This is a genomic window from Janthinobacterium sp. HH102, from assembly GCF_001758625.2.
In the GTDB taxonomy this organism is placed as follows: domain Bacteria; phylum Pseudomonadota; class Gammaproteobacteria; order Burkholderiales; family Burkholderiaceae_D; genus Janthinobacterium.
The window spans coordinates 4347505-4366295 of record NZ_CP062062.1; the positions used below are offsets into that span (position 1 = coordinate 4347505).

Sequence of the window (18791 nt, forward strand, 5' to 3'; positions counted from 1 at the left end):
ACAACCCCACTTCTCGAGGAACTGCATCATGAAAAAACGCACTGTCAACATTGTCGCTACTCTGATCGCCGGCTTGTTCGCTACCGCAGCCTTTGCTCAAACCCCAGCACCAGCAGCGCCGGCCAAGGCCGAAGCCAAGCACACCAAGGAAGTGGCTAAAGCAGAAGCAAAAGAAACCAAGGCCGTGGTGAAAGCCAATGCGAAAGAAGCCGCTGTCGCTGCAGATGCCAAAGCCGACGTCGCCAGCGCCAAGGCCGATGCCGCCGTCACCAAAGCCAAAGCCCACAAAAAAGCGAAAAAAGCCAAGGCCAAGGCTGACGAAGCCAAAACTGAAGCGACCGCAGCAGCAGCCAAGTAATCCCCACAGCGCATTTTTTGCGCCACACAAAAAGACAGCTTCGGCTGTCTTTTTTCATTTTCATACCAGCATCATGCAGCAACATCCTATAAAACACCTGATTGTAAGAAAGTGTAAACAAGGTCAACGGTAAGCTTCCGGGGCGCGTTTTATGCTCAGTGACACGGGAATCATCCCACCACCAACAGATACACCAGACAAACCACCACTGAGGACTGCACCATGAAAAAAGTAATCGCTACCCTGATCGCCGGCCTGTTCGCAACCGCTGCCTTTGCCCAGACGCCCGCAGCCCCAGCAGCTCCGGCAGTGCCCGCCAAAGTCGAAGCGGCCCACACCAAGGCCGTCGTAAAAGCCGATGCCAAGGAAGCGCAAACGGTCGTGAAAGCGGACGCCAAAGAAGCGAAAGCCGTCGTCGCCGCGAAAACGGAAGTCGCCAGCGCCAAAGCGGAAGCGGCCACCACGAAAGCCAAGGCCCACCACAAAGCCAAGAAAACCAAGGCCAAGGCTGACGAAAAGCTGGCATCGGCCACCGCTGAAGCAGCACCGGCAGCAGCCAAGTAATCACCCAGACAATCGCTTACCACTCTCCAGGACAATACAATGAAAAAAGTTATCGCCACCCTCGTCGCCAGCCTGTTCGCTACCGCCGCCTTCGCCCAAACCCCTGCCGCCCCCGCAGCACCGGTTCCCGCCAAGGCGGAAGCGGCCCACACGAAAGCCGTAGCAAAAGCGGAAGCCAAGGAAACCAAGGCCGTCGTGAAAGCCGATGCGAAAGAAGCGGCCGTCGTCGCCGATGCGAAAGCCGATGTCGCCAGCGCCAAGGCCGACGCCAAGGTCAGCAAGGCCAAGGCCCATCACAAGGCCAGCAAAGCGAAAGTGAAAGCGGACGCAACGAAAGCGGCAGAAACCGTACCGGCAGCACCTGCGCCAGCGCCAGCGAAGTAATCGCGGCGGTAGCCACGGGAGCGCGTCCGCCGGGTCTGCGCTTCCGTGGCGGCTTCGCCCCGAATACCAAGGACAGCTTCGGCTGTCTTTTTTTTTCGCGCCCGGCATCGGCTGCGCATGACCGATACTTACGCTCGGGAGCAGGAGCTTTCCACGTAAAACCGTGTAAAGATGTAAAAAAACAACGCTTTTCAGTCACAAAAAATCCCCATTCCGGCGCCTCCTCAAATAGAATTGAGAATTATTCTCATTCTCATCCTTGATTCAGGAGCCGTTTCAATGCCAGGTCGCACCGTTCTTTCCGCCGCATCGTCCACCCCATCCTGCCCCGCCGCGCTGTCGTTGCGCCCGCTGGCCCTGGCCATTTCACTGGCGCTCGGCGCCGGCATGGCACATGGCGCCGACGGCGCCCCCGCCGATGACGCTGGCGAAGACACGCCCATGATGCAAACCATTACCGTCACTGGCAGCAGCGACGCGAACGCCTACACGGCGCGCAAAAGCGCCTCGGCCAGCAAGTTCGACCTGTCGCTGCGCGAGACGCCGCAGGCCGTTTCCGTGGTCACGCGCGCGCAAATGGACGATTTCAGGCTCGATAACGCCAGCAAGGTGCTGGCGCAAACGACGGGCGTGACGGTGGAAGCGGTGGAAACGGACCGCACCTATTACACGGCGCGCGGCTACGACATCACCAACTTCCAGTTCGACGGCGTCGGCATTCCTTTCGTCTTCGGCAATGTGATGGGCGACCTCGATACGGCGCTGTTCGAGCGCGTCGACATCGTGCGCGGCGCGAATGGCCTGATTTCCTCGACCGGCAATCCGTCGGCCACCGTCAACTTCGTGCGCAAGCGCCCGACCCAGGGCCTGGCCGCTGCTGCCGGCGTCACGCTGGGCTCCTGGAACACGCGCCGCGTCGATGCCGACGTCTCGACGCCGCTCGGCAGCGACGGCAAGGTGGCGGCCCGCTTCGTCGCCGCGCACGAGGAAGGCGATTCCCACCTGGACCGCTACTCGCCGCGCAAGGATGTCGCCTACGCCATCGTCGAAGCGAAACTGACGCCGGACACCCGCCTGGCCGTGGGCCACAGCTACCAGAACAACCTGGCCAGAGGCGGCATGTGGGGCGCCCTGCCCGTCGCCTACAAGGACGGCACGCCCACCGACTACCCGGTTTCCGCCTCGACGTCGGCCGACTGGTCGCGCTGGAGCATCCTCAACAACAGCACCTTCGCCGAACTGGCGCACCAGTTCAATGCCGACTGGCGCGTGACGGCCACGGCCACCTACAACCGCTCCACCTCGGATTCCAAACTGTTCTACGTCTACGGCACGCCGGACAAGGCCACGGGCGACGGCTTGTTCAGCTACCCTTCGCGCTATGCCTCGGCCAACAAGCAGCGCCTGCTCGATGTCGCCGCCACGGGAAAATTTGCGCTGGCCGGGCGCCGGCATGACCTCAGCATGGGCCTGGCCTGGTCGAAGTCCACGCTCGACGACGTGTCGTATTATGGCCGCGGCATCGGCACGGCCCTGCCGAACGGCGCGGCCTTCGACGGCTCCTACCCGGAACCGCTCTTCGATGCATCGACCAATGGCAGCGCCTACAAGGACGAACGCAAGAATGCCTACCTGGCCGCCCGCTTCAACCTGGCCGACAACGCCAAGCTGCTGGCGGGCGTGAACACCGTCAAGGCCGACAGCACGGGCAGCGCGTATGGCGTCAGCCAGGCCAAGTCGCAGAGCGATACCACGCCCTACGTGGGCCTGGTGTACGACATCGGCCGCCATGTGTCGGCCTACGGCAGCTACACGGAAATCTTCAACCCGCAAAGCAGCATCGACCGCACGGGCCAGACCCTGGCGGCGGCCACCGGCAAGAGCCTGGAAGCGGGCTTGAAAAGCGACTGGTTCGACGGCCGCCTGAACCTGTCCGGCGCCCTGTTCAAGACGCGCCAGAAGAACGTGGCCGAAGCGGCCGGCACCACGCCCGACCTCAAGACGTTCTACAAGGGCGTCGATTCGGAATCGCAGGGTTTCGAGCTCGATGCCTCGGGCGAGCTGGCGAAAGGCTGGCAGGCGAACGCCGGCTATGCGCAGCTGCGCATCGAAGGCGACGACGGCCACGATGCGCGCACCTTCATCCCGCGCAAGCGCTTTCACCTGGCCACCACCTATCACGTGCCGGCCGTGCCGGCGCTGAAGCTGGGCGCCAGCCTGACCTGGCAGGACGCCATCTACAACAAGGTCGACGACAGCACCACCCTGCACCAGGGCGCCTACGCGCAACTGGGCCTGATGGCCAGCTACGCCATCAGCCGCAACGTCAGCCTGTCGCTGAACCTGAACAATGTGACGGACAAGAAGCACCTGACCAGCCTGTACTGGACCCAGTCGCTGTACGCGGCAGGCCGCAATGGCAGCGCCACCCTGAGCTGGAAGTACTAGGGAGCCGCCATGCGACTGCGTCCTCCCATGGTTGTTCTGCACCGCTGGTTCGGCCTGGCGGCGGCGCTCTTCCTGTTCATTTCCGGCCTGACGGGCGCCGTGATCTCGTGGGATCACGAGCTCGACGCCTGGCTCAATCCGCAGCTGTTCCGCGCCGCCAGCGCCGCCGATGTCGGCCCCGCAAAATCGGGGCTGGAACTGGCGCGCCAGCTCGAGGCGCAGGACCGGCGCCTGCGCGTGAACTACGCGCTCACGGCGATCGAGCCTGGCCACACGGCGCTGATCGCGGTGGAAGGCCGGCCCGACCCGGCCACCGGCAAGCCGTTCGAGCCGGGCTTCAACCAGGTGGCCGTCGACCCGGCCACGGGCGCCATCCAGGGCACGCGCCTGTGGGGCGCGGTCTCGCTGACGCGCGAAAACCTGCTGCCCTTCCTGTATAAACTGCACTACACCATGCACATTCCCGATGGCTGGGGCATCGAACTGGGCGTGTGGTTCATGGGCATCATCGGCATCGTGTGGGTCCTTGACTGCGGCATCGCCCTATACCTGTCGTTTCCAAACTGGCGCAGCTGGCGCAAGTCGCTGGCCTTCCGCTGGCGCGAAGGGGGCCACAGGCTGAACTTTGACTTGCACCGCTCGGGCGGCGTGTGGGTCTGGTTGCTGCTGCTGGTGCTGGCCGTCACGTCCGTGTCGATGAATCTGCAAACCCAGGTGATGCGTCCCCTGGTCGCGAAGTTGTCCACGCTCAGCCCGAACGCCTTCGACAGCCGCACGCCGCAGCCCCCCGGGAACCCCATCGAGCCGCTGCTGACGCGCGAAGAGGCCGTGGCGCTGGCGAAGACGGAAGCGGCAAGACGGGGCTGGACGCTGCCGGCCGGCGGCGTGTTCTATTCTTCCGCCTACGGCCTGTATGGCGTCGGTTTCTTCGCGGCGGACAACGACCATGGCGACGGCGGCCTGGGCAATGCATGGCTGTACTTCGACGGGCGCGACGGCAAGCCGGCGGGAGGCGTGGTGCCCGGCACGGGCAGCGCGGGCGACATCTTCCTGCAGGCGCAATTCCCCCTGCATTCGGGCCGCATCCTGGGCCTGCCCGGGCGTATCCTGATTTCCGCCATGGGCCTGGTGGTGGCCATGCTGAGCGCAACGGGCCTGATCATCTGGCTGAGAAAGCGCCGTGCCCGCGCGGCGCAGACCGGCAAGGCGCCGGCGCCGCTGCATGCCAACTTCAGCAAGCAGGTGCAGTAAAACGCCACAAAACGGCGCAACTGGGCGACACTGGCGATCCGACCATCGCCACGAAAGCTGTCCATGCGCCGCCTGTCCTTGTCCTTGCTGACTACCCTCCTCCTGTCCTGCGCCGCCATGGCACAGGACAGCGACCCCGGCACCATCGCGCAAGTCCTGCAAGCCCAGGACCGCGACAGCCACGGCGACCTGCGCGCCGTCGTCGTGCTGCGCGACGGCGCCATCGTCGCCGAACGCTATTACAACGGCGAGACGGCCGATACCCTGCACGACATCCGCTCGGCCGGCAAGAGCATCACCGCCCTGCTGGCCGGTGCGGCCGTGGCGCGCGGCCAGCTGGCGACGACAAAAACCGTGGGCGACTACTGGCCCGAAGTGGCCGGCAGCCCGGCGGGCAAGGTCGTCCTCGACGACGTGCTGACCATGCGTTCGGGCCTGGCCGCCTTCGATGAAGACGAACAGTCGCCCGGCAATGAAGACAAGCTCGATGCGGCGCCCGACCCCGCCGCCTTCGTGCGCGGCGTGCCGGCCGCAACAAAGCCGGGCAGCGCCTACCGCTATAACTCGCTGGGGGCGTACATCGCCGGCAGGGTGGTGGAAAACGCCAGCGGCGCCGACCTGGAAGACTACGCCGCCAAGGTGCTGTTCGCGCCGCTGGGCATCACGCGCTGGAGCTGGGGCCGCGACGTGGCCAACCATCCGAAGGGACAGGGCAATCTGTCGCTGCGCGCGCGCGACACCGCAAAGATCGGCCAGATGATGCTCGACGATGGCGTAGTTGGCGGCAAGAGGGTCATCGACGCCGCCTGGCTGCACGCGGTGCTGGCGCCACGCGTGGCCGTCGGCGCCGTCGACCGCTACGCCGACAGCTACGGCTATTTCTGGTACGCGAAGACGCAGGAGATCGGAGGACAAAAAATCGCCGTGTATTTCGCCTCGGGCAATGGCGGCAACAAGATCTATGTGATTCCCACGCGTCGCATGGTGGTGAGCGTGGCATCCAGCGCCTACGGCAAGGCGCATGGGCAGCGCCGTTCGGAAGACATCCTGAAAGCCATCCTGAAAGCCGATGCCACGCAGATGTAAGCGTTTGTAATGACCGTCAACGCAAGCGTCCGGGGCCGCGTTTTATGCTCAGTGACACGGGAATCATCCCGGCACCAACAGATACACCAGACAACCACCACTGAGGACTGCACCATGAAAAAAGTAATTGCTACCCTGATCGCCGGCCTGTTCGCAACCGCTGCCTTTGCCCAGACGCCTGCAGCTCCTGCAGCCACCCCGGCAGCCTCGGTTCCCGCCAAAGTGGAAGCGGCCCACACCAAGGCCGTCGTAAAAGCCGATGCCAAGGAAGCGCAAACGGTCGTCAAAGCGGACGCGAAAGAAGCGAAAGCCGTCGTCGCCGCCAAGACGGACGTCGCCAGCGCCAAAGCGGAAGCGGCCACCACCAAGGCCAAAGCCCACCACAAAGCCAAGAAAACCAAGGCCAAGGCTGACGAAAAGCTGGCATCGGCCACCGCTGAAGCGGCTCCAGCGAAGTAATTTCTTCCCACTGCATTCACCCGAAAAAACACCAAGGATCTCATCATGAAAAAAGTTATCGCCACCCTGATCGCCAGCCTGTTCGCCACCGCCGCTTTCGCCCAGACGCCAGCCGTCGCGCCAGTCGCTCCAGTGGCACCGATTCCTGTCGTCGCCCCTGTCGTCAAGGCCGAAGCCCCGGCAGCAGCCGTCAAGCCAGCGACGCACAAGAAAGCCAAGCATCACAAGGCGAAGAAAGCGGCACCAGCAACGCCGGCAACGCCAGCAACTCCGGCCGCACCAGCAGCTTCCGCACCAGCAGCAGCGCCAGCCAAGTAATCACGGCCGCAGCAAGCAAAAAGACAGGGTTTTCCCTGTCTTTTTTTTCGTCCGCTTATTGTGGCATCAGCACCGTGTCGATGACATTGATCACGCCATTCGACTGGTACACGTCATAGGTGCTGATGTTGGCGCTGTTGCCGCCTTCATCCATCACCACGATGTTGTGCATGCCGTTCATGGCGAACATCAGCTTGCCCCCGCTGGCCGTGGGCAAGGTGGCTTTACCGTCATGCATCTTGATTTCCCTGGCCAGCGCCTTGAAGTCGTATTTGCCGGGCACCACGTGGTAGGTGAGGATTTTCGTCAGGGTCGCCTTGTTTCCGGCTTGACCAGGGTGTCGACCAGGCCAGCCGCCTTCACGGCGGCGACCAGGCTCGTGTGGTCGGCCGAATTGACGGCGTTGTCGACGATGTCCCTGGACGGATACATGCTCTGGCCACCGACCATGGTCGCCATGCGGCGGCAAAGGGGGCGCTGGCGGCCAGCATGGACGTGATGAACAGGGTATTGTCGGCTTACGCGCTGCGCGCTAAGCCGACCTACAGCGCTGAGCCGACCTGCGCCAACCATAAAAAAACGGCGCCGTGCAATGCACGACGCCGTTCTTGGCTGGCTTATAGCCGGGATACTAGTTGGCCGCGACTTGCGGCTCCGTCTCGCCCCAGCCGCCGCCCAGGGCGCGGATCAGCGCCACCGTGGTGACGGCGCGGTTGCCGCGCAGCTGCACGGCATTGCGCTCGATGGCCGCCAGGTTGCGCTGCGCATCGAGCAGATCGAGGTAGCTGGAACGGCCCGCGTCGTACAGCTTTTGCGCCAGGTCGGCCGAGCGGCGCGCCGAGACGACGGCTTCGTCGATCTGCTGCGTCTGGCCCGACAGGATGCGCAGGCCGGCCAGGTTGTCTTCCACTTCGGCGAAGGCCACCAGCACGCTCTGGCGATACGTCGCCACCGACTCTTCCAGCTGCGCTTCGCTGCGGCTCACGGCCGCCTTGTTGCGGCCGCCGTCGATGATCGGCATCGACATCAGGGCGCCCAGCAGCCAGGAGCGGCTGCTCCACTTGAAGATGTCCGAGAAGGTATCGGACGCGCCGCCGCCGGAAGCGTTCAGGCTCAAGGCGGGGAACATGGCCGACTTGGCCACGCCGATACGCGCATTCGACGCTTCCATGGTGCGCTGCGCCGAGGCGATGTCGGGACGGCGTTCCAGCAAGGACGACGGCATGCCGGCCGGGATCACGGGCAGGAAGCCGCTATCCTGCAGCGGGTTGACGCCCGCCGTGAAGCTGGCGGCAGGTTTGCCCAGCAGGACGGCCAGCGCATGCTCGCTGGTGGCGCGCTGGCGCTGCAGGCCGATGGCTTCGGCGCGCACGGTCGACAGCTCCGTGCGGGCACGGGACAGGTCGAATTCGCCGATGTCGCCCAGGTCGTAGCGGCGCTGGTTCACATGCACGCTTTCCTCGCGCAGGCGCACCGTCTGTTCCAGGGTCGCCAGTTCGGCGTCCGTGGCGCGCAGCTGGAAGTAGGTTTGCGCCACGTCGGCCTGCAGCGACAGCAGCACCGAGCGGTAAGTCGCTTCCACGGCCAGCGCATCGCTGCGCGAGGCGCTGACGTTCGATGCCACCCTGCCGAACAGATCGACTTCGTAGCTGGCCGTCAGGTTGGCCTGGTAGACGTTGGTCGCCGCCACCGGCGCGCCGTTCGGCAAGCCGAGCGACACGGCGGAAGCGCGGTTGCGCTGGCCGCCCACGTTCACGCCCACTTGCGGAATGCGGTCCGCTTCGGCGATGCCGGCAATCGCCCTCGCCTGCTTGACGCGGGCGGCGGCCACGGCCAGGTTGGCGTTCGCCTGCGTGGCCTCGTTGATCAGGCCAGTCAAAGCCGGATCATTGAACGCCAGCCACCACTCGCCGCGCGCCTGGCGCTCGGCCGGCACGCCCTGCTTCCAGCGCGTGCCGTCGGCTGCCGTCTGCACGGCAGGCAAGGTTTGTGCTTCCTTGAACGCCGCCGGCGTCTCGATCTGCGGCTGCTTGAACTCGGGCGCCGCGCAGGCGGCCAGCAGGACTGCGGCGGCCATGGCGCTCAAGACGGGCGCCGCGCGCCGGATGATTGCATTGGTTTTCAATATATATCTCCTTCCAGGTCCAGCGCTGGCGCGGCGACAGGCTTGGCGGCAGCGGCGGCTGGTTTTTTCTCAAAACGCTGCGCCAGGGTGCGCAGCAGTACGTAGAACACGGGCGTCAGGAACAGGCCGAAGAAGGTCACGCCCAGCATGCCGGCGAATACCGCCACGCCCATCGCATGGCGCATTTCCGAACCGGCGCCGTGCGAGAACACCAGTGGCACCACGCCCATGATGAAGGCGATCGACGTCATCAGGATCGGACGCAGACGCAGACGGCACGCTTCCAGCGCCGCTTGCACGACGGTGCGGCCATGCTCTTCCAGTTCGCGGGCAAATTCCACGATCAGGATGGCATTTTTTGATGCCAGCCCCACCAGCACGAACAGCGCGATCTGGGTGAACACGTTGTTGTCGCCGCCGGTCAATTTGACGCCCAACAGCGCGCACAGGATCGACATCGGCACGATCAGGATCACGGCCAGCGGCAGGGTCCAGCTTTCATACTGGGCAGCGAGCACCAGGAACACCAGCAGCACGCACAGCGGGAAGACATAGATCATCGTATTGCCGGACAAGATGTCCTGGTAGGTCAGTTCCGTCCACTCATACGAAATCCCTTGCGGCAGCACTTCCTTGGCGATGCGTTCCAGCGCGACTTGCGCCTGGCCGCTCGATACGCCAGGGGCTGCGCCGCCATTGAAATCGGCTGCTGCATACGCGTTGTAGCGCTGTACGCGGTCCGGACCATAGCTGTCCTTGACGCGCATCAGCGACGACAGCGGGATCATCTCGCCTTTGTCATTGCGTACCTTCAGCTGCGCGATATCCTGCGCATGCGAACGGAATGCCGCATCGGCCTGCACGCGCACCTGGTAGGTGCGGCCAAACTGGTTGAAGTCATTCACGTACAGCGAACCGAGGTTGATCTGCAAGGTCTGGTAAATCGTTTGCAGCTGCACGCCCATCTGCTTGGCTTTCACGCGGTCTACGTCGGCGAACAGTTGCGGCACGTTGATCTGGTAACCCGAGAACACGCCCGCCAGTTCCGGCGTCTGGTACGCTTTCGCGGCCAGTGCCTGGGTGGCGTTGTACAGCGCGTCGTAACCGAGATTGCCGCGGTCTTCGATCATCATCTTGAAGCCGCCGATGGTACCGAGGCCATTCACAGGCGGTGGCGGGAAGACCATGATGAAGGCATCCTGGATGCCGCCCAGGCGCTTGTTGATCTCGGCCGCGATGGCGCCGCCGGACAGCTCCTTGGTAGTACGCTCGTCGAACGGCTTCAGGGTGGCGAAGACGATGCCGGCGTTTGGCGCGTTGGTAAAGTCGTTGATCGACAGGCCGGGGAAGGCGATGGTCGATTCGACGCCGGGCACCGACTTGATGACGTCGGACATGCGGCGCACGACATCTTCCGTGCGGTCCAGCGAAGCGGCGTCGGGCAATTGCGCAAAGCCCACCAGGTATTGCTTGTCCTGCGCCGGCACGAAGCCGGCCGGCACGGACTTGAAGGTGAAGATGGCGGCAACGACCAGCAGCGCATACACGCCCAGCGAGGCGCTCTTGCGGCCCAACACGCCCTTCACGCCCGCTTCATAGCGGTGCGAGGCGCGGCCGAAGAAGCGGTTGAACCAGGCGAAGAAGCGGCCGAAGACCATGTCCATGCCGCGTGTCAGCGCGTCCTTCGGCGCATCGTGCGGTTTCAAGAGAGCGGCCGACAGGGCCGGCGCCAGGGTCAGCGAGCTGAAAGCGGAGATCACGGTCGAAATGGCGATCGTCAGCGCGAACTGGCGATAGAACTCGCCCGACAGGCCGGGCACGAAGGCGATCGGCACGAACACGGCGCACAGCACCAGGGCGATGGCGACGATGGGACCGCTGACCTCTTTCATGGCCTGGATGGTGGCGTCGCGCGGCGAGAGGCCTTCCTCGATGTTGCGCTCGACGTTTTCCACCACGACGATGGCGTCATCGACGACGATACCGATGGCCAGCACGAGGCCGAACAGCGACAGGGTGTTGATCGAGAATCCGAAGCCCAGCATCACGGCAAAGGTACCGACGATGGAGACGGGAACGGCCAGCAGCGGGATGATCGATGCGCGCCAGGTTTGCAGGAAGATGATCACCACCAGCACCACCAGGGCAATCGCTTCGAGCAGGGTGTGGATCACGGCTTCGATGGACGAACGCACGAACTGCGTCGGGTCGTACTCGATGCGGTATTCCACGCCTTGCGGGAAGTCTTTTTTCAGTTCGTCCATCTTGGCGCGCACATCGGAAGACAATTGCAGCGCGTTGGCGTTCGGCGCTTCGAAAATACCCATGCCGACGGCAGGATTGTTGTTCAGCAGCGAACGCAGCGAGTAGCTGTTGGCGCCCATTTCCACGCGCGCCACGTCCTTCAGGTGCGTCACGGCGCCGTCGGCATTGGTGCGCACGATGATGGCGCCGAATTCCTCGGGCGTCTGCAGACGGCCCTGGGTGTTGACGGTCAGCTGGAAGTCCGAGTTCTTCGCTGGCGAGGCGCCGATCACGCCGGCGGCCACCTGCACGTTCTGCTCGCGGATCGCGTCGACGACGTCATTGGCCGTCATGCCGCGCGCCGCTACCTTTTGCGGGTCGAGCCAGATGCGCATCGCATAGTCGCCGGCGCCGAAGATCTGGATGTCGCCCATGCCGGGCAAACGGGCCAATTGGTCCTTGACGTTCAGCACCGCGTAGTTACGCAGGTACATATCGTCATAGCGCTTGTTCGGCGACACCAGGTGCACGACCATGGTCAGATTCGGCGACGATTTCACCGTCGTCACGCCGATCTGGCGCACTTCCTCGGGCAGGCGCGGCAAGGCGCGCTGCACGCGGTTCTGCACCTGCGTCTCGGCCTGCTCGACGTTGGTGCCGATCTTGAAGGTCACGGTCAGCATCATCGCGCCGTCGGACGTGTTTTGTGAGGACATGTAGAGCATGTTCTCGACGCCGTTGATCTGCTCTTCGAGCGGCGCGGCCACGGTTTCGGCGATCACTTTCGGATTGGCGCCCGGGTATTGCGCGCGCACCACCACCGATGGCGGCACGACGTCGGGATATTCGGAGATGGGCAGGCCGAATATCGACAGCAGCCCGGCCACGAATATGACGATCGACAGCACCGCCGCGAAAATCGGCTTGTCGATGAAAAAGCGGGAAAAATTCATGTTTATTCCTTGGAAGTCGATGCTGCTTTCGCGGCGATCTTGGCGTCTTTTACTTCAGGTTTTGCGGGAGCGACGGGCGCGGTCGGGTCGAAATCCATCGCCACCATCTGCGGCGTCACGGGCGCGCCGGGGCGCACGCGCTGCAGGCCGTTGACGACGATTTTTTCGCCCGCCTTCAAGCCTTCGCGCACCACGCGCAAGCCGTCCGAGTTCGGGCCCAGCTTGACGGCACGGTATTCGGCCTTGTTGTCGGCGCCCACCACGTAGACATATTTACGGCTTTGATCCGTGCCGACGGCGCGGTCGGAGATCAGCAGTGCCGTGCTTTGCGCGTGCGGGCCGTTGCCGCCATCGAGCTGGATGCGCGCGAACAGGCCCGGTACCAGCTGGCGCTCGGCGTTGGCGAAGGTGGCGCGCATGCGCACGCTGCCCGTGGCCGGGTCGAGCTGGTTGTCGACGAATTCCAGCTTGCCTTCGTGCGGGAAGCCCGTTTCATTGGCCAGGCCCACCTTGACGGTGACGGGCGTGCCTTTTTGCGCCGTGCCGGCCACGCGCAGATAGGTATCTTCATCGCCGTCGAAGCTGGCGTAGATGCGGTCCGTCGACACCACCGACGTCAAAATGGCGGAAGCGTCGATCAGGTTGCCGACGGTGATTTCCGCCTTGCTGACGCGGCCGCTGATCGGCGCCTGCACCTGCGTGTACGACAGGTTCAGCCTGGCCGCTTCATACGCGGCTTGCGCCGAACGGACATTCGCGTCCAGCTCTTTCAGGCCCGAGGCCTTTTCATCGAATTCGCGCTGGGCGATGGCTTTTTCGGCCAGCAGCTTTTCAGCGCGCGACAGTTCCAGCTTGGCCAGTTCCGCCTTGGCGCGGGCGGAAGCGGCCGTGCCTTCGGCGCGCGACACTTCAGCCTGGAAAGGGCGCGGATCGATGACGAACAGCACATCGCCCTTCTTCACTTCGCTGCCCGGCTTGAAGTTGACGGCCGTGATGAAACCGCCGACGCGCGAGCGGATTTCCACGCGCTCGATCGCTTCCAGGCGGCCCGAGAATTCCTGCGTTTCCGTGATCTGTTTTTCAACGACGGCGGCGGCCGAGATGGGCGGGCCGCCGGCCGCTGGCGCGTCGGGCACCTTGCTATTGGCCGAATCGCAGCCGGCCAGGCTCACGGCCACCAGTCCCGCCAGCGCGAGCGAGGCCGCCAGGGGCTTGATGAGTGTACCTAAGGTGGAAAATTGTTGAACGTTTTTCATTTTATTTCCCTGTTTTATGAAAATTTCTAATGATATGGGCGACAGAAAGCAACCCAGCTGAAAAAGTGAATGGTGGTGCCATGGCGCCCGACGGCGCTCGATCAAAGGTAAACAGGCCGCCAGCTGCTTGAAAGCGGACGGGGACGACGAAGCTGGCTGTGCGAACGCACAACGCAGACAGGAAGGGAACTACACTGCGTAGTGTAGCAACCGAAACTCAAAAAGTAAACTGATTAGTGTAAGTTTTTTTGCAGTGCCGCAGATGGCGGCTTTATGACTCGGGCTCCTGCCCCAGTCCGGCGACGAAACTGCTAATTTCGCTCAATACCTGCACCTTGCAGGCGCATTCATTACGGGCGCCAGCGTCCTGCAGCGGCGCGGCGGCCATGCGCCGCACGGTGGTCTTGATGCCGCAGGCGATCAATTTACTGCCGTATTGTTCAGCCTCGTCGCGCAATGGGTCATCTTCGCTGGACAAGATCAAGGCTGGCGGCAGGTTCTTCAGGCGGCTCGACTGCAATGGCGACGCGTACGGGTGGGTGCGGTCAGCGGCATTCGGCAGGTAGCCGCGGTAGGCGGCGGCGCACTGGTCCGCCACTTCGGCCAGGTCCGGACAAGTCGGCAAGTGGCGCATCGAACAGGTCGACAGGCCGGGGTCGAGCATGGGCATGATCAGCACCTGGCCCGCGAGGGGCGGGCCGCCCCGGTCGCGCGACATCATGGCGCACACGGCAGCCAGGTTGGCGCCCGCCTCGATGCCCGACACCACCATCTGCTTGCCCGTCCAGCCCAGCTTGGACTTGTTCTTTTTCGCCCACAGCAGCACGGCATGCGCATCTTCGACGGCGGCGGGGAATGGCCGCACCTTCGCCAGCGTGTAGTTCGCGGCCAGCACCACGTGGTCGGGGTTGCTCAGCACGAGGCAGCGCAGGAAGTCGTCCGCGTCGTCCAGGTCGCCGGCCACAAAGCCGCCGCCATGGAAGAAGACCATCAGGTTCGGCTGCTTGGCGCCCGGCACGCCGGCCGTATAGACGCGCGCGCCGAGCGCATCCTGCGCGCCCTGCACCTGGATGTCGCGTATCTTCAGCGCCTGGCCAGGTGCCAGTTCGGCCGTGGTGTCGGCAATGCTCATTGCGCCACCACCGGCTGCACGGCCACATCGCGTACCGCGTCGTTCAGGCACAACAGGGCGATGCCGCCCACTTCATGGGTCAGGGCGCTATAAGCGCTCGCTTCGCTTTGCGCCGCCAGCGAGTAGGCATCCGTCGATACCATCGCGGCCAGAGCGAGCAGGCTCGCCGCCAAGGCGAATACTGCAAAGTTTCCATTCCGATGACCCATGATGTTTCTCCTGTTGTACTTCCTGCGGCATCACATTTATGCTGCAGTACAACAACTATAGACTTGATCTACAATCTGATAAAGAGTGCAATGCCGAATTGATTGTTCAGGATTCTGAATAATCACGAAGAAAGTGATAGGAAATCAAGTGAACAAGCTGCAAGCCATGGAAGTTTTCATCCAAGTCGTCGATGCGGGCGGTTTTACGCGCGCGGCGGAAAACATGCAGTTGCCCAAAGCCACCGTGTCGACCTTGATCCAGTCGCTGGAAGCGAGCCTGTCGGTCAAGTTGCTCAACCGTACCACGCGCCACGTCAGCATCACCTCCGACGGCGCCGCGTATTACGAACGCTGCGTGCGCATCCTGTCGGACGTGCGCGAAGCCGAGGAATCGCTGTCGCGCACGCGCTTGAGTCCCAGCGGACGGCTGCGCGTGGACGCGCCCACGGCCCTGGCCAGCGAACTGATCATCCCTGCCCTGCCCGACTTCTTCGCCCGCTACCCCGATATATCGCTGGAACTCGGCTGCAGCGACCGCCCCGTCGACCTGATCGAGGAAGGCGTCGACTGCGCCGTGCGCGGCGGCGAACTGGGCGATTTGAACCTGATCGCGCGCCGGGTCGGCGTGCTGCATTTCATCACCTGTGCCGCGCCCGGCTACCTGGCGCGCTATGGCACGCCGTTGCACCCGAACGACCTGGCGCAGCACCGGGGCGTGAACTTCTTCTCCGCCAAGACGGGCAAGACCTTCGAATGGGATTTCACGCGCGCGGGCGAACGCATCCAGATGTCCATGCCCAGCCATATCGCCCTGAACGACTCGAACGCCTACGCGGCGGCCGGTCTGGCGGGCCTGGGCATCGTGCAAATGACGCATTTCATGCTTGCGCCCCTGATGGAACAGGGCAAAATGGTGGAATTGCTGGGCGATTGGGAATCCGACCCGCTGCCCATCCACGTGATCTATCCGCCCAACCGCCACCTGTCCGCCAAGGTGCGCGTGTTTGTCGAATGGGTCGCCGACATGTTTACCAACCACCCGGCCACGCAACTGAAGGGCAAGAGCACCCTGCCCGCGCGTGCCGCCCTGACCGAGGCCCAGCCATGACCGCAGCAAGCACACCGCCGCACCTGCACCCGCACCGCATCGTCTTTCTCGACCGCGACAGCCTGATCGCCACCGTGCGCCCGCCCGCCTTTGCCCACAGCTGGGAAGAATATCCGCATACCAAGGGCAGCGAGCAGACGGTAGCCCGCCTGCAAGGCGCCACCATCGCCATCACGAACAAGGTGCCGCTGCGCGCGGCCGAACTGGCGCAGCTGCCCCACCTGAAAATGATCGCCGTGGCCGCCACGGGCACGGATATCCTCGACCTGGCCGCCTGCCGCGCGCGGGGCATTATCGTCGCGAATATCCGCGACTATGCGCGCGCCACCGTGCCCGAACACACGCTGGCCCTGATGCTGGCCCTGCGCCGCCAGCTCATCGCCTACCGCGCGGACGTGGAAGCGGGCCTGTGGCAGAAGTCCGACCGCTTCTGCCTGTTCGGCCACCCGATCCGCGACCTGGCCGGCAGCCGCCTGGGTTTGCTCGGCTACGGCGCGCTGGGCAAGTCCGTGGCCCAGCTGGGACGCGCCTTCGGCATGCAGGTGATCGTCCACAACCGTTCCCCGATCGAGGAAGACGGCGTGCAGGAAGTGAGTTTTGATGAACTGCTGGCCACCTCCGACGTGCTCAGTCTGCACCTGCCCTTGACGGACAAGACGCGCAACATCATCGGAGAGCAAGAGCTGGCGCGCATGCAGCCCACGTCGCTGCTGATCAACACGGCGCGGGGCGGCCTCGTCGATGAAGCGGCGCTGGCCGACGCATTGACCCGTGGCGTGATCGCCGGCGCCGGCTTCGACGTGCTGTCGAAGGAACCGCCGCTGCCCGACAACCCGCTGTTGAACTTGCGCCTACCCAACTTCATCCTCACCCCGCACACGGCCTGGGCCAGCGGCGAGGCCATGCAAAAGCTGGCCGACATATTGATCGGCAATATCGAAGCGTTCGAACGCGGTGCTCCCGTGAACGTGGTGGCATGAGCGTGTTGCAGGAGCTCGATGAACTGCTGTGCGGCGACGACGAGGAATACGACCGCCTCGACCTGTTTCAGGAGGCGGATGAGCTGATCGGACAGCTGCGGACGGCCGACGTGCCCGCGCTGCTGGCCCTGTGGCCGCAGCGCGAGCCATGCTGGCAGGAGCGTTTCACGCAAGCGAGCGCTTCCATCGACGGCGCCGTGCTGCGCGCCCTGCTGGCCGGTTTGCTGCAGATCCAGGAGAGGTCCCACGGCGTGTTCGAACTGATGTCGCGCTTGCCTGCGACAGCCGACGCCTCTGCGCTCAGCGACGCCCTGCTCGATTATGCCGAGCAAGCCTGGCATGCGGACCAGGGGCGGCACCGGCAAATCCAGATCAGCTGCTGGAGCTGCGGGCTGTCGGGCCGGCTGTTGAAGCGGCTGGGACTGTCTGCCTGGAAGGAAGCGGGGCTGTAGGCCTTACGGCGCGGCGGGGCGCTCAAAACTGAAACCCGGCGCATACAGGTGATAGCCGTCGAAATCGCCCTTGCCAATGGCCGCACCGCTGCTGCGCGCGATCGCATACGCCATGCTGAAGTGAAAGTAGAAATTCGGCAGGATGTACAAATTCAAATACTCGCCGGCCGGCAGCGCGATGTCGGCAAAGCCGGCGCGGTCGCGGCAGATGCGCTCAAGCGGTCCGTCGAAGCTCTCTGCGGGAATGTCCTGGAGATAACGCATGGTCTGCGCGATCTGTTCCTGCAGGCTGGCGGCGGCGCTGAAATCGGCCACCTCCAGCCCCGCCAGCGGGCAGCAGCCGCGCAGCGAAAAGCTTACGGCCGCGCGCACCTGCTGGGCGAACGGCAGCATGTCCGGGTGCAACCGCGCGGCCAGCAACTGCGGCTGGGCGTCGAGCTTGTCCAGCATGGCCGACAACTGGCCCAGCGAGCGGCAAAAGATGGCGACGGGGTGGCTGTTCATCATTTCCTCATGCAAGATTCAAGATGACAAGAGTGTGCCACAGGCACCCGCGTCCCCGCAGCGTTATCGCCGGTGCTTGCTGAAAAATTCCCACATCACCTCGTTCGCATCGATGGCGTGCGTGGTCTTGCCGATGGGCAGGCCGATATTGAAGGCGTCGGCGCCCGGCCAGGTGTGGCCGCCGTCCTTGATGGTGAGCAAGGCCACCTTGGCGCCGCCCGCACCCTGCTCCTGCCAGCTCACTTGCGTGGCGTCGCCCGCAGGCCCGGGAATCAGGCGCGGTTGCGGCGTGGCGCCTTCGATGCCGTTGTGCCTGCGCCAGTAATCGTACGTGTCTTCTGCCGACAGGTAGCTGGCGGCCTTGCCCTCGATCAGCACCACCTTGTCGGCCGTGCCCTGCATCAGCAGCATGCCGACCTTGTCCTTCTGCTTGTGGTGCTGCAGCACCGGTTCCGGCATGGGCGCGCCCACCGAGGCAACGGCGGCGAACTGCTGGGGCAGCTCGGCCGCCAGGCGCAAGGCAAAGAAACCGCCGCGCGACAGGCCCGTCGCATACACGCGCTTGTCATCGATGCGGTAATCCTGCTTGAGTTTACTCAATATCGCTTGCGTAAAGCCGACGTCATCGGTGCCAGCCAGGTAATCCATGCCGAAGCCCACGTTCCAGTCTTGCTTGATCCCTTGCGGATACACAACGATGAACCGGTGCCGCTCGGCCGCCTTGTTCATTTGCGTGTACAGCATCTGTTCCGCCATGCTCATGCCGCCGCCATGGAAATTGAAGACGACGGGAAAGTTCTGTTGGGGCTGGCTTTGATAAGCCTCCGGCGTATAGACGATGTAGCGGCGCTTTTCCTCCTTGTGGACGAGGCTGCTCACTTGCGCCAGTGCGGGGAGGCTGGTGCACGCCAGCACCAGCAGGCTGATAAGAAACTTCATGCGGTTTTCTCCATTCATCAA

Annotated in this window: 18 protein-coding genes and 1 pseudogene; 11 read left to right on the forward strand and 8 right to left on the reverse strand. The window is 63.9% G+C overall.

Annotation, left to right across the window (positions count from 1 at the left end):
• Positions 1 to 28: 28 nt before the first annotated feature.
• From JAB4_RS19745 to JAB4_RS19780, 8 genes are all read left to right on the forward strand, one after another.
• Positions 29 to 358 carry a hypothetical protein gene (locus tag JAB4_RS19745; RefSeq protein WP_070219506.1) on the forward strand — a complete coding sequence of 110 codons (330 nt, stop codon included), beginning with the start codon at positions 29 to 31 and terminating at the stop codon, positions 356 to 358.
• Between the two features lie 222 nt (positions 359 to 580).
• Positions 581 to 922: a hypothetical protein gene (locus tag JAB4_RS19750; RefSeq protein WP_070219505.1), complete on the forward strand. Its 342-nt coding sequence runs from the start codon at positions 581 to 583 to the stop codon at positions 920 to 922.
• A 39-nt stretch (positions 923 to 961) separates the two neighbouring features.
• Positions 962 to 1306, forward strand: coding sequence for a hypothetical protein (locus tag JAB4_RS19755; protein WP_070219504.1), 345 nt, complete (start codon positions 962 to 964; stop codon positions 1304 to 1306).
• A gap of 279 nt (positions 1307 to 1585) precedes the next feature.
• Positions 1586 to 3754, forward strand: a complete 2169-nt coding sequence (locus JAB4_RS19760; RefSeq protein WP_070219503.1) for a TonB-dependent siderophore receptor — start codon at positions 1586 to 1588, stop codon at positions 3752 to 3754.
• 15 nt (positions 3755 to 3769) lie between these two features.
• The gene (locus JAB4_RS19765) at positions 3770 to 5005 is read left to right on the forward strand and encodes a PepSY-associated TM helix domain-containing protein (RefSeq protein ID WP_070219511.1); all 1236 of its coding nucleotides are present in this window, start codon (positions 3770 to 3772) and stop codon (positions 5003 to 5005) included.
• A gap of 63 nt (positions 5006 to 5068) precedes the next feature.
• Entirely contained in the window at positions 5069 to 6091 is a 1023-nt protein-coding gene (locus tag JAB4_RS19770; RefSeq protein WP_070219502.1) for a serine hydrolase, read from the forward strand.
• Between the two features lie 114 nt (positions 6092 to 6205).
• Positions 6206 to 6550 carry a hypothetical protein gene (locus JAB4_RS19775; RefSeq protein WP_070219501.1) on the forward strand — a complete coding sequence of 115 codons (345 nt, stop codon included), beginning with the start codon at positions 6206 to 6208 and terminating at the stop codon, positions 6548 to 6550.
• 45 nt (positions 6551 to 6595) lie between these two features.
• Positions 6596 to 6868, forward strand: coding sequence for a hypothetical protein (locus JAB4_RS19780; protein ID WP_071650178.1), 273 nt, complete (start codon positions 6596 to 6598; stop codon positions 6866 to 6868).
• Between the two features lie 55 nt (positions 6869 to 6923).
• Here JAB4_RS19780 and JAB4_RS19785 read toward each other — a convergent pair.
• The 6 genes and pseudogenes from JAB4_RS19785 to JAB4_RS19810 all read right to left on the reverse strand — a co-directional run bounded on the left by JAB4_RS19785 (position 6924) and on the right by JAB4_RS19810 (position 14787).
• A pseudogene (locus JAB4_RS19785) lies at positions 6924 to 7327 on the reverse strand (fasciclin domain-containing protein).
• 172 nt (positions 7328 to 7499) lie between these two features.
• The gene (locus JAB4_RS19790; protein ID WP_070219510.1) at positions 7500 to 8945 is read right to left on the reverse strand and encodes an efflux transporter outer membrane subunit; all 1446 of its coding nucleotides are present in this window, start codon (positions 8943 to 8945) and stop codon (positions 7500 to 7502) included.
• A 44-nt stretch (positions 8946 to 8989) separates the two neighbouring features.
• Positions 8990 to 12190, reverse strand: a complete 3201-nt coding sequence (locus tag JAB4_RS19795) for an efflux RND transporter permease subunit (RefSeq protein ID WP_070219500.1) — start codon at positions 12188 to 12190, stop codon at positions 8990 to 8992.
• Positions 12191 to 12192: 2 nt separating this feature from the next.
• Entirely contained in the window at positions 12193 to 13446 is a 1254-nt protein-coding gene (locus JAB4_RS19800; protein WP_070219499.1) for an efflux RND transporter periplasmic adaptor subunit, read from the reverse strand.
• A 271-nt stretch (positions 13447 to 13717) separates the two neighbouring features.
• On the reverse strand, positions 13718 to 14578 hold the full coding sequence (locus tag JAB4_RS19805) for an alpha/beta hydrolase (RefSeq protein WP_070219498.1): 861 nt from the start codon (positions 14576 to 14578) through the stop codon (positions 13718 to 13720).
• On the reverse strand, positions 14575 to 14787 hold the full coding sequence (locus JAB4_RS19810) for a hypothetical protein (protein WP_139142989.1): 213 nt from the start codon (positions 14785 to 14787) through the stop codon (positions 14575 to 14577). Before JAB4_RS19810 ends, JAB4_RS19805 begins: the two co-directional genes overlap by 4 nt.
• A 148-nt stretch (positions 14788 to 14935) precedes the next feature.
• Here JAB4_RS19810 and JAB4_RS19815 point away from each other — a divergent pair, with 148 nt between their 5' ends.
• From JAB4_RS19815 to JAB4_RS19825, 3 genes are read left to right on the forward strand one after another with little or no spacing between them, the layout of a single operon-like run.
• Positions 14936 to 15895: a LysR family transcriptional regulator gene (locus JAB4_RS19815; protein ID WP_070219497.1), complete on the forward strand. Its 960-nt coding sequence runs from the start codon at positions 14936 to 14938 to the stop codon at positions 15893 to 15895.
• The gene (locus tag JAB4_RS19820) at positions 15892 to 16875 is read left to right on the forward strand and encodes a D-2-hydroxyacid dehydrogenase (protein WP_070219496.1); all 984 of its coding nucleotides are present in this window, start codon (positions 15892 to 15894) and stop codon (positions 16873 to 16875) included. The genes JAB4_RS19815 and JAB4_RS19820 overlap by 4 nt, the downstream gene beginning before the upstream one ends.
• Positions 16872 to 17327, forward strand: coding sequence for a hypothetical protein (locus JAB4_RS19825; protein ID WP_070219495.1), 456 nt, complete (start codon positions 16872 to 16874; stop codon positions 17325 to 17327). Before JAB4_RS19820 ends, JAB4_RS19825 begins: the two co-directional genes overlap by 4 nt.
• 3 nt (positions 17328 to 17330) lie before the next feature.
• Here the strand turns inward: JAB4_RS19825 and JAB4_RS19830 are convergent, their stop codons facing one another.
• On the reverse strand, positions 17331 to 17834 hold the full coding sequence (locus JAB4_RS19830; RefSeq protein ID WP_227742000.1) for a DUF1993 domain-containing protein: 504 nt from the start codon (positions 17832 to 17834) through the stop codon (positions 17331 to 17333).
• Positions 17835 to 17894: 60 nt separating this feature from the next.
• Positions 17895 to 18770 (reverse strand): alpha/beta hydrolase-fold protein, encoded by an 876-nt coding sequence (locus JAB4_RS19835; protein WP_070219494.1) that lies wholly within the window; start codon positions 18768 to 18770, stop codon positions 17895 to 17897.
• Positions 18771 to 18791 lie beyond the last annotated feature (21 nt).